General features: G+C 59.1%; 8 protein-coding genes. 4 read left to right on the forward strand and 4 right to left on the reverse strand.

Translation table 11 applies throughout. The features are described 5' to 3' along the window. Positions 1-38: 38 nt before the first annotated feature. Positions 39-962: a serine hydrolase domain-containing protein gene (locus BMOU_RS09145; RefSeq protein ID WP_034876911.1), complete on the reverse strand. Its 924-nt coding sequence runs from the start codon at positions 960-962 to the stop codon at positions 39-41. Between the two features lie 150 nt (positions 963-1112). Continuing rightward, positions 1113-2462, reverse strand: coding sequence for an ATP-binding protein (locus BMOU_RS09150; protein ID WP_051428953.1), 1350 nt, complete (start codon positions 2460-2462; stop codon positions 1113-1115). A gap of 322 nt (positions 2463-2784) precedes the next feature. Between BMOU_RS09150 and BMOU_RS09160 the strand changes: the two genes are divergently transcribed. Beyond that, on the forward strand, positions 2785-4188 hold the full coding sequence (locus BMOU_RS09160) for an amidohydrolase (protein ID WP_235143776.1): 1404 nt from the start codon (positions 2785-2787) through the stop codon (positions 4186-4188). A gap of 100 nt (positions 4189-4288) precedes the next feature. Here BMOU_RS09160 and BMOU_RS09165 read toward each other — a convergent pair whose 3' ends face one another. Next, the gene (locus tag BMOU_RS09165) at positions 4289-5569 is read right to left on the reverse strand and encodes an O-acetylhomoserine aminocarboxypropyltransferase/cysteine synthase family protein (RefSeq protein ID WP_034876917.1); all 1281 of its coding nucleotides are present in this window, start codon (positions 5567-5569) and stop codon (positions 4289-4291) included. A gap of 223 nt (positions 5570-5792) precedes the next feature. Between BMOU_RS09165 and xylA the strand changes: the two genes are divergently transcribed. Together xylA and BMOU_RS09175 are read left to right on the forward strand one after the other, a co-directional pair. After that, entirely contained in the window at positions 5793-7139 is a 1347-nt protein-coding gene (gene xylA, locus BMOU_RS09170; protein ID WP_003837160.1) for a xylose isomerase, read from the forward strand. A gap of 255 nt (positions 7140-7394) precedes the next feature. After that, positions 7395-9113, forward strand: a complete 1719-nt coding sequence (locus tag BMOU_RS09175) for a glycoside hydrolase family 43 protein (protein ID WP_034876921.1) — start codon at positions 7395-7397, stop codon at positions 9111-9113. Between the two features lie 49 nt (positions 9114-9162). Here the strand turns inward: BMOU_RS09175 and BMOU_RS09180 are convergent, their stop codons facing one another. Continuing rightward, positions 9163-10194, reverse strand: coding sequence for a LacI family DNA-binding transcriptional regulator (locus tag BMOU_RS09180; RefSeq protein ID WP_034876922.1), 1032 nt, complete (start codon positions 10192-10194; stop codon positions 9163-9165). Between the two features lie 355 nt (positions 10195-10549). Here BMOU_RS09180 and BMOU_RS09185 point away from each other — a divergent pair, with 355 nt between their 5' ends. Next, on the forward strand, positions 10550-11824 hold the full coding sequence (locus BMOU_RS09185; RefSeq protein WP_034876924.1) for an ABC transporter substrate-binding protein: 1275 nt from the start codon (positions 10550-10552) through the stop codon (positions 11822-11824). Positions 11825-11924: the final 100 nt, after the last annotated feature.

Raw genomic sequence — 11924 nt, forward strand, 5'->3', positions numbered from 1 at the left:
GGTGTTTTTTATGGGCCCGTGGTTGGATGGAACCTCGGTCAGGCGGTCAGCGGGCCGAACAGGCGTTCGTGCAGCGCCGGGCGCATCACCTTGTCGAAATCGCCGGATTCCGGGCATTGCACGGCGACGACCAGCCCCTGCTTCGGCAGCACGGTCGTAATCTGGCCGTACGCGCCATCCGCACGGTACGCGCCCTTGTACGGCGACATCCAGAACTGATAGCCGTAGCCGCATGTCCAGATGTTGTCATGCGGCGTCTTGATCTGCCTGCTCGATGCGGCATCCACCCACGCCTCGCTCACGATGCGCGTGCCGTGCCATGTGCCGCCGTTCAGGTAGACCTGTCCGAGTTTGAGCATGTCGGCCAGCGTCATGAACATGCCCGCGCCGGCGGTGGGATGCCCCTGCGGGTCGCACTCCCAAATCGGCCACCCCTGCTCGAGACGAGAGAAGATCGTGCGGTACAGGTACTCGCCAAGACGCTCGCCACAGGCATGCTCAAGCATGCGGCCCGCCAGATACGAGTCGGCGGATGAATAGCAGAACGCACTGCCCGGTGCCGCCTCGATTCGACGTGAGAACATGTATCGCAGATGATCCGGCGCTCCAACGCCGCTACGGCGGTCGGGGCTCATCAGATACGCATGGTTGAAGCCGCTCGACATGGTCAGCAGGTGGCGCAGCGTGACGTGCCCCAACTCCGGTTGCGCATCGGCCGGCACATATTCGGGGAATGCGTCGACCAACCTGCTGTCAAGGCTCAGCACCCCTTCCTCGACGGCGATGCCGATGGCCGTCGACACGTAGCTTTTCGTATGCGAGTAGATGTTGCGGCTTTGGTCGGGTACGAAATGCCTTTCGGCGATGATGCGCTCGCCGTCCGCCAATGCGACGGCCTCGATCGGCAGGTCGTCGCGTTCGACAAGGTTCACGAAATCGTTGAAGACGGTGACGGCGTCCATAAGAATCTCCTTTGATATCACGAATGGATCATACGGATGATTGTAATAATGTCAAACGATTTTCAGTAGCGCCGAAACGGAATCGACGCAGAGGGCGCCGGATGACGGCCTCCTGCGCAGCGGTCGTCTCCACGCCGCATATTCGCCCTGCTATGAAGATGGTCCCGTCACGACGCGGCCGGCGGTAGGAATCGTAATGCGGAACGAGCCGATGGAATTGTCGATGCGCACCGGTGGGCGATGCTCATTGCGCAGTATGGCCTCGATCTGCTCGTATCCGGTACCGTCGTCGCTGAGCGTGGCGCTACCGGCGAGCGTAGTGGCACGCAGCAGCGAGAACAGGAACGGATTGCGGGTCGAGGTGGAGATCGGTCGCTTCAGCGTGCGGCTGGTCACGGCACCGAACAGGCCTCCCGGATTCGTGATTTCGATGCGGTCGGTGAACACGTCGACGTGCACGGGCGTGCCGAGGGAATCGGCTGAGTAGTCACGGTGAACCAGCGCGTTTGCTACGGTTTCACGCAATATGGCCGCGGAATAAGGCGCGCTTGCGGTTATGGATGAAGACGCGGCTCCGTCATGGGCCGCGCCTCCGCGCGTCCACCGCATGACCGCATCGACCGCATCCTCCACCATGGCGGGAATCGTGCCGACGAAGGTTTCGCAGTGAATCAGCCGCTTGCCCGAAGCGAACACCTCATCGCGTGAGATGCCCGGAAACATGGCCGCGGTGACATTCAACCGCGGAAAGAACTTCTGCGGGTAGTTGCCGAATGCCAGAAGTCCCGCCAACGTGGGGCACAGGCCCGCCAGGGCGTTGGCGCTTTTGCCCTTGCGGCGGGCGGTCCGGCCGGCGGAGTCCGTGGGCGGCTTCGCCCTCAGCACGCGTAGGTCGAGCAGCATGTCGATGTCTTCCCGCCCCTCGAATGCGCGCGGATGCTTTCTGCGCTCGCTGGCGAGCAGCGCTTCGGTCAGCTTGGGATTCAGGTCTTCGGCTATGGCGCCGTCGACGATTGCGATATCGTTTTCCGGCTGGTGCTGCTCTTCGAGAAGCCGATCGACCTCATAGGCCGTCAGGTGGCGGTCGCCGTCGCCGGTGCGGATGTAGGAACCGTTATAGGGGCCTGCTTCCGTGTAATAGCAAGGTTTTTCGCGTGGCAGCATCTCATCGACCACGGCGAATACGAGATTCGTGCCTTCGAACGGGCAGGTCACGACCACCGGGCGCACCACGGGCGTAAGCTTCTCGCAGGCCTGGCTCAGCGACTCCTGCATGGAGCGCGCGTTGAATCCCTCGACCGGCGTGAAGCCGTTCTTCTCGCTCAATCCCAGAATGATGTACCCGCCGCTGCCGTTGGAGAACGCGGACAACGTGTCGGTGATGGTGGTGCTGATCCTGCGGGCGCACTCCTTGACCTCGCACTGTTGGGTGTCATTGCCGATGGCACGCATGAGCTCGATGAGCTCGACCATTTTGGCCGTATAGTCGTCGTTGTCCATAAGTCTCGCCGCCTTGTCGGGAATACTGTGTTCAGCCTACATGGTTTTGTGCGGCGACTCGATGCCCCTCGCGCCGGTGGTGGATTCCGTGCCATCGGCCTGCGGCCGACATCGTGGAGCCGCGGAGAGGCACAAGGCTGAGATGAAACAGGACTTTTCGAATTCCGTCAGGCTAAGGTATGCGATGGGAATATTGATGTGCTCCAAGGAAAGACTCATGAGTGAATCATTGCGCATACGGAACGTCCGTTGCATCGGGTCGGCCGACCCGGTCGATATCGTTATCCGGAATCATGCGATTGACGGAATCCTGCCTGCATGGATGAAGCCGTTCGAAGGCGAGACGATCGATGCCGACGGATCGTGGGTCATTCCCGGCCTGTGGGACTGCCACACGCATTTCACCCAGTGGTCGTATACGTTGGGGCGACTCGATCTGATCGATGCCCGCAGCGCCGATGAAGCGCTCGGCATGCTCCGCAAGCATTTGGATGAACGCCGTGCGGCCGGCGCGCTCGACCCGGGTCGGTATGTCGTCGGCATGCGGTTCCGCCACTCGCTCTGGGCCGACGATGCACAGCCTACGCTGGCTGCGATCGATGCGGTGACGGACGACCAGCCCGTGGCATTGTCAAGTGCCGATATGCACTGCGGCTGGGTGAATTCCGCGGCCGCCCGCATGCTGGGCGTGCATGTCGGCGAATCCGGCTTGGTCGGAGAACTGGAATGGTTCGACGCCTACTGCAAACTCGACAAGGGTCCCGGCGCCGACGAAGAGCTCATGCGACTGCTACGCAACGCCGAACATGACGCGGCCGGCAAGGGCGTGGTCGGGGTGCGTGACTACGAGATGGCGGAGAACATCGACGCATGGATCGGCCGTTTCGGCAAGGGGCTTGACGGCCTGCGCATTCAGGCCGGCGTATATCCGGAACGACTTCGGCAGGCCATCGACGACGGCTGGCATACCGGCGACGAGCTTCCCGGAAGCCACGGCCTGGGGCACGTCGGTGCGATGAAGATGATTTCGGATGGCTCGCTCAACACCCGTTCCGCCTACTGCTCGACACCATATTCGGGCGTCACTCCCGAAACGTACGGAACGCTCAGCTATACGTCCGAGCAGATCGAATCGTACATGCGCCTTGCCACCGAGCACGGTTTCGACATCGCCTGCCATGCCATCGGCGACGAGGCGAACACCATCGTGCTCGACTGCGCCGAACACACCCATGCGCGGGGCTCCATCGAACACGCCCAAATGCTGAAGGAACGCGATATTCCGAGGCTGGCCCGGCTCGGTCTGGCCGCCAGCATCCAACCCCAGCACGCCATGGACGACCGTGATGTGATTACACGGTTCTGGGGCGATCCGGCCGGCATCCCGTATGCATTCAACGCATTGCACAAGACCGGCACAAGGCTGCTCATGGGCTCGGACGCGCCCGTGGCCCCGCTCGACCCCTGGATGGCCGTTTCCGCGGCGGTGTTCGGCACGGAAGACTCAGCACGCGAACCGTTCCAGCCGGAACAATGCCTTGATTTCGAGACGGCCCTGGCGTCATCCACGTCGACAGGCCGCTCGACCCTGCAGGTCGGCGACGTCGCCGACCTGGTGCTGTTGGACCGTGACCCAAGCGCCATCGACTCCCCGGAGGCCATGCGAGCCATGCCCGATCATGTGATGGCCACCATGCTGGACGGCCGTTGGACCTATCGACGCTGACCGACCGATAGGGAACCGACAAAGCAAGGTCGCGGAGCGAAGGCGATTCGTTCCGCGACCTTGCAGCAGGACTTGAAGATTCGCCGTTCGCCGTTGCGCGTTACCGCACGGCGGCGAGGGCCTGATCGAGATCGGCGATGATGTCGGCCGCGTTTTCGATGCCGCAGCTCAGACGCACCAGATCGATGCCCACACCGGCCTCTTCAAGCTGCTCCTCGGAGAGCTGGCGATGCGTGGTGCCCGCCGGGTACAGCGTGCAGCTGCGCGCATCGGCCACATGCGTGGCGATCGACACCATCTTCAGATGGTCGAGGAATGCGGAGACCTTCTCACGCCCGCCCGGCACGCCGAAGGAAATCACGCCGCAGGTGCCGTTCGGCATGTACTTCTCGGCCAGTGCATGGTATCTGTCGCCTTCGAGACCCGGGTAGCTTACCCAGCTGACGCGAGGATCGGCGTCCAGCCACTGGGCTACGGCCAGCGCGTTGGCGCAATGACGCTCCATACGCACACCCAATGATTCCATGTGCATGCCCATGATCCACGAGTTGATCGGTGCCGGCGTGGACCCGAAATCACGCATGAGCTGTGCGGTGGCCTTGGTGATGTAGGCCGCCTTGCCGAATTCGGTGGCATAGGTCACGCCATGGTAGGACTCGTCCGGCGTGGTCAGTCCCGGGAACTTCTCCGCATGGGCCATCCAATCGAAATTGCCGGAATCCACGATCGCACCGCCCACGCAGGAGCCGTGGCCATCCATGTACTTGGTGGTGGCATGGGTCACGATGTCCACGCCGTATTCGAACGGGCGGCAGTTGATCGGCGTCGGGAAGGTGTTGTCGACGATCAGCGGCACGCCATGACGGTGTGCGGCGCTCGCGAACTTCTCGAAGTCCAATACGATGAGCGCCGGATTGGAGATGGATTCGCCGAACACGGCCTTAGTGTTCGGCTGGAATGCCGCCTCGAGCTCTTCCTCGGTGCAGTCGGGACTCACGAAGGTGCACTCGATACCCATCTTGCGCATGGTCACGTTGATGAGATTGAACGTGCCGCCGTAGATTGCGGAGGAGGCTACGATGTGGTCGCCGTTGTTGCAGATGTTGAACAGTGCGAAGAAATTCGCCGCCTGCCCGGATGAGGTCAGCATCGCTGCCGCGCCGCCTTCCATCTCGCAGATTTTCGCGGCGACGGTGTCGTTGGTCGGATTCTGCAGGCGAGTGTAGAAGTAGCCGGATTCGGATAGGTCGAACAGGCGGCTCATCTGTTCGCTGGACTGGTATTTGAAGGTCGTCGCCTGAATGATCGGGGGAGTGCGGGATTCGCCGTTGCCCGGCTGATAGCCTCCCTGTACACAGATGGTGTCGACGTTTTCGCTCATGGTATCAACTCCTTCACGCAGCTTTGCATTGTCTGTGGTGCACACAAAACATGGGCAACTCTATCATCATGCCGGCATTCGGCTGTTTCCCAACGGAAACGCCGAATAGTTCAACGAATTGACAAACTTAGGAAGATGAATTTATTATGTACATCAAGACGGGCGGAAGTCCGCCGGAAAGAATGCTTTACCAAAGTAAAACCAAACAGCAAAGGAGCACCCCATGGGTCTGTGGGATATCGATAAGATTCCGTACGTCGGTCGCGAGAAGGGACCGCAGGAAGGTCTGGCTTTCCATTACTACGACGCCGATAAGGTCGTCGCCGGCAAGAAGATGAAGGACTGGCTGCGCTTCGGCGTCGCCTGGTGGCACACCTTCGATCAGGAGCTCGTCGATCCGTTCGGCACCGGCACCTCCCAGCGTCCGTGGTACGGCAAGTATTCCAACGCCATGGATCAGTCCCTGGCCAAGGTCGACTACGCCTTCGAGTTCTTCCAGAAGCTCGGCGTCGAATACTTCTGCTTCCACGATCGCGACATCGCTCCGGAAGGCGACACCCTGCGTGAGACCGACGCCAACCTCGACAAGATCGTCGACAAGATCGAGGAGAACATGAAGTCCACCGGCGTCAAGCTGCTGTGGAACACCTCCTCCCTGTTCACCAACCCGCGCTTCGTTTCCGGCGCCTCCACCTCCCCGTTCGCCGACATCTACGCATACTCCGGCGGTCAGCTGAAGCACTCCCTCGAGATCGCCAAGCGTCTGGGCGCTGAGAACTACGTGTTCTGGGGCGGCCGCGAAGGCTATGAGAACCTGTGGAACACCCAGATGAAGCGCGAGCAGGAGCACATGGCCAAGTTCTTCCACATGTGCCACGAGTACGCTCAGGAAATCGGTCTGGACGCCCAGTTCCTGATCGAGCCAAAGGCCAAGGAACCGACGATGCACCAGTATGACTTCGATGCATCCACCGCCATCGCTTTCCTGAAGACCTATGACATCGACTTCATGAAGCTGAACTTGGAAGGCAACCACGCCAACCTGGCCGGCCACACCTACCAGCATGAGATACGCACCGCCCGCGAAGCCGGCGTGCTCGGCTCCCTCGATGCCAACCAGGGTGACAAGCTCATCGGTTGGGATATGGATGAGTTCCCGACCGACCTGTATGAGACCTCCACCGTGATGTGGGAAGTCCTCGCCGCCGGCCAGATCGGCCCTCACGGTGGCCTGAACTTCGACGCCAAGCCGCGTCGTACCTCCTTCTATGCCGAGGATCTGTTCCGTTCCCACATCGCCGGCATGGACTCCTTCGCCGCAGGCCTCCTGGTCGCGGCCAAGATGCACGAGGACAAGTTCATCGAGAACCTGCAGGCCGAGCGTTACAGCTCCTACGATTCCGGCATCGGCGCGACCATCGAGGATGGCACCGCGACCCTGGCCTCCCTCGAAGAGTACGCTCTGGACATCCCGCAGGCCAAGCTCATCGAGGCCACCAAGTCCGATCACCTCGAGTCCGTCAAGGCCACGATCAACAACTACATGGTCGAGGCTCTGGCCGAGGCCTGAGTCGAAGATCCGGATTCGTCCGAACTCGATTCATCACTGAATCGCACAGTCCGGCCCGACTGCAACAGGGTCATATTCGGTGGACCGGGGCCTTACGTGCCCCGGTTCCCGCCTATCTTTTTCCTTCCTGATACTCCTTCCAAGAAGGTCGCCTGCGGGACTGCATTGGCCCGCAGGCGATTTTCCGTTTTGAGAATCAATCCGAAATTTTCGATTCTCTGCCATATGATCCGTTTGTCCGCAAAGGTGCGAACCATGACGATTGCAACAACAACTATCACCAATCCAATTCTCAGCGGCATGTATCCCGATCCGAGTTGGATCTGGGACGATCTGCGTCAGCAGGTCGTGTTGGTCAATTCCTCATTCGAACTTGTTCCTGGTCTGCCGATTCATGTGTCGGAAGATCTTTCCCATTGGAATCATGCGGCTGATGCCATCGACTCCGATATGGCCCGGCGTCTGCTGATTCCGTTTGTTGAGGATTCGGGTGGAATCTATGCGCCGACATTACGTAGGATGGCCGGTAAGTATGTCATCGCCTGCACGGTGGCTCGTGTTGATATGGCCAAGGCGGTTGCGGCAGGCTGCAGTCAAGAGGAACTGGATGATGTGGCACGGTCCGATGGCAATTTCGTCATCGAAGCCGACAGGATTGAGGGGCCGTGGCGTGGTCCGTTCTGGATTTCCGGTGCGGAAGGCATCGATCCGGATGTGTTCGAGGACCGGGACGGCAGCGTGTATTGGACGCAAACCAGACCTGCCGTTCATCCGCAATGGGAAGGCCAAACTGAAATCTGGACCCAACGCATCGATCCGGAATCCTGGTCTTTGATTGAGGACGGCGCGCCAGCGGGTCGGGGAAAAACGGTTATCTGGCGTGGGTATGGTATGGAAGCGGTATGGGCCGAGGGCCCGCATCTGTACCGTATCGGTGATTATGTGTATCTGCTGACGGCTGAGGGTGGGACGAGCTTCGAGCATAGTGAGATGGCCATGCGGATTCATGCGCCGCGGACCCTTGCTGAAGCGTTTGCCGAGTATGAGTGCACCGCCGTCGAATCAGGGGAAAGAATATCGCAGGTGCGAGAAGGCGAACGTTGCTACTTGGGCAATGCGATTCGCGCGTTTCATGCCGATAGGAAGAATCCGATACTCACGCACCGTCATTTGGGTATGTCCGAACCGGTGCAATGCGTCGGTCACGCGGACCTGATGCACCACCCGCGATTCGGTTGGTGGATGGTGTGCCTTGGCGTGCGTGAGATCGCGGGTGGAGCTCCGGGTGAGCTGTTGAGTTACTTGGGTAGGGAGAGTTTCGTTACTCCTATGCGATGGGAGCATGAACCTGCTGGTTGGAAGTTGCGGGGGATCGAGACACCGATCTTGACGGAAGATGACCCGGGCTGGCCGATGGCTGGCGCAGACATCGGGCGCCTGCCCGACTCGATCACGATGGAATTGCGCGAGGAGGGGCGTGCCCATATGGTGGCGCATGTCGGGCGGACTGCCGCTGAGTCGAAGGCCATGCTGCTGGATGTCCGGCAAAACGTTTCGGATGTGGTCTTCGTTCGTGACGGGCAGGCCGTGCGATATCAGAGGATCTCGCAATTGCCATGCCTGATGCCGCTGCCGGGGTCCGGCTCCCTGATAATCCGTCAGAATTCCGCCAATTATGCGACATTCACGTTGACGGATACTGCTGTGCAGTCTTCGCTTCATGCCGGTGGCGGGCGGATCGTTTGCTCTCGAATTGGACTGTCGGATGTCCTGCCATCTCGCGTTATGGTCCGTTTTGGGGACAATCGTCTTATGGTCATTGTGGCGAAAGACGTACGATCGGTTGGTCTCGGCTCTTCCTTTGACGACGGTTTTGCGGACGATGATCGGATTCTGGCCGAATTCGATGCGCGGTTCCTGAGCACGGAATGGGCTGGCGGTTTTGTCGGTTGCTTGGCGGGACTGTCCGACTAGGCCGGATCCCGTATATGCGGGACTGTGCGGGCCGACCGTTTCGTCCCGATTATTCGTCCAGCTGCTGCGTGCTGTTACGTACCACCAGCGACGTGGGCATGATGACGTGTGGTTGCAGTACGTCATCAGTGGTCAGTGCTTCGACGAGCATGCGCACCGAGGCACGAGCCATGTCCTGCAGAGGCTGCTTAACAGTGGTCAATGCGGGTCCTAGGAACGATGCAGTCTGTACATCGTCGAATCCGACGACCGACAGGTCCTCCGGGATGCGCAGTCCAAGCTGCCTGGCCGCTTCGTACACGCCCATCGCCTGCAGGTCACTGCCGGCGAAGATGGCGGTTGGCCTGTGCGGGTTTTCCAACAATGAGATGGCCTGTGCATAGCCACCTGGGGTGGTGAAGTCGCCTTCGGTGATGAGTTCGGGGTCGGCTGGAATGCCGTGTTCCGCGAGGGCGGACGTGTATCCGTCGAGACGCGCCTTGGAGCACATCATTTCCTCCGGGCCGGTGATGATGCCGATGCGTTTGTGCCCGAGGGCGAGCAGATGTCGTGTTGCGATCACGCCGCCGGTCCAATTGTCCGCCTGTACGGACAGTGTGGCAGGATCCGGATCTCCGAATGGGTCGAACAGCACGAAGGGGATGCCTCGGGAATGCAGTTTGTTCTGTTCGATGCGGGTCAGGTTGGAGAAAACGAGGATGGCGCCGGCGATTTGTCTGCGTAGCATGTTGTCTATCCAGGTCGAGTCGGGGTGCTGACGATCGCCGCCTTCCGTGGTGATGACGCTCAGGTCATGCAGTTTGGCCTCCCGGATGGCGCCGCGCATGACCTCCAAGGCCCAAACGTTATCGAAGTCCTGGAATACGATTTCGATGAGTTTCTGTTTTTTGCCGGTTGTCGCCTTGCGTGAATAACCGTATTTTCTGAGGACGGTGTTGATGGCCTGTCTGGTTTCCTCGGAGACGTCCGCACGTCCGTTGAGCGCCTTGGATACCGTGGCCAGGGAATAGCCGGTTTCCCTGGCGATGTCGGCCAGCCTGATGGATGACTTCTTGGTTTGTCTGCGTGTTCCTGCGGCCATGTGAGCCCCTTTCATTTTCCATAATACGTGAAGATACTTACGAAACTTTCGGTTTTTGATTTTCGAAACTTTCGAAAAGTGGATAAGACTTAAAAATGCTGAAAAATCAACGAAACTAATTTAGTTAGTTGGTTTAATGAAAAACTTGACTCTCAATATTCTCATCGTCTATTGTAAGCTTACAACGAAAACGAAACGAAAGTTTCGGATAGGAATCAAAGACTGATTCCCCAATGCTCGGACAAGATGGCAATGAAGTCGCGAAGGCGCGCTCCCGAACGTTTCATGTTGCCGGATCGTTCGTTTCGAAGTTGTCATCATTTCGCCGATGATGAGTGAAAACAAGGAGAAGATAATGAAGTTCAAGACCATTGCAGCTGCAACGCTTGCCATGGCCACCGTGGTGGGCATGTGTGCTTGCGGTTCCAGCAACAGCGCCAAGGACGAGAACACCATCACTTTTTGGCATAATGCCACTGCGGGCACAGGCAAGCAGTACTGGGAGGATATGGCTGCCGCCTTCGAGAAGAAGACCGGCGTCAAGGTTGAGATCCAGGCCATACAGAACGAGGACTTCGAAGGCAAGTTGACTACGGCCATGCAGGATCCGTCTTCCGGTCCGGATGTGTATATGGCCCTAGGCGGTGCCAAGACCAAGGATATGATCGATGCAGGCCAGACCATGGACCTGACGGACAAGATCAGTGATACGGTCAAAAACCAAATGGCATCCGCTCTGAAGTCTTTCACCTATGACGACAAGGTCTACGGTGTCCCGGTCACCGTTCAGCCGGGAGGCATCTGGTACTCCAAGGATTTGTTCGAACAGGCGGGAATTGACGAGGTGCCGACCACCTTCAGTGAGTTGAAGAGTGACATCAAGAAGTTACGCGATGCGGGCATCGAACCGATCGCTCTTGGAGGCAAGGATGCGTGGCCGGCCGGCCATTGGTACTACTGGCTCTCTCTGCGCGAATGCTCCACTGACGCCTATGCCAAGGGTGTCAATGAAAAGGACTTCTCCGATTCCTGCTGGACCAAAGCCGCGGAAGATCTTCAGGAGTTGCTGGATATGGACGCCTTTAATGAAGGTTTCCTGACCACTACGGCACAGCAGGGCGCAAGCTCTTCCGCAGGTCTGCTCGCTAACCACAAAGCAGCCATGGAGCTTATGGGCACTTGGGAGCCTGGTGTGGTCAAGGATCTGACCCCTGATAAGACGGCCATGGCCGACCTTGGATTCTTCGCCTTCCCGGATGTGGACGGAGGCAAAGGCGAGAAAGGCGCTCTGATGGGTGCCGCAACCGGATTCTCCGTTAATCCCGAGGCTCCGCAGGCAGCTGTTGATTTCGTCAACTTCATGGCGGAGAAGGACAACCAGGAAGAATATGCCACTGCATTCAGCACTATTCCGGCATCTGAGGAGGCCATGGATTCCGTTACGGACGATAACCTCAAGCAGATTATCGAAGCCATGAGCAATTCCGACGATATGCAATTGTGGATGGATACCGCGCTTGGCGGAAACATCGGCAACGCGCTCAACTCCGGTGTAGTGAACTTGCTCTCCGGTCAGGGCACGGCGGCCGACATCGTCAAGGCAATGGAAGACGCGGCAGCCAAGGGCTGATTGCAAGTATCGCACATACATCCAAGGCCGGATTGAAAGTTCGTCCGGCCTTGTTGTTCACATAAAACAACTTGGTGGTGGAGATAATCATGGCGACTCA

The sequence above is a fragment of the Bifidobacterium moukalabense DSM 27321 genome, assembly GCF_000522505.1.
GTDB lineage: Bacteria > Actinomycetota > Actinomycetes > Actinomycetales > Bifidobacteriaceae > Bifidobacterium > Bifidobacterium moukalabense.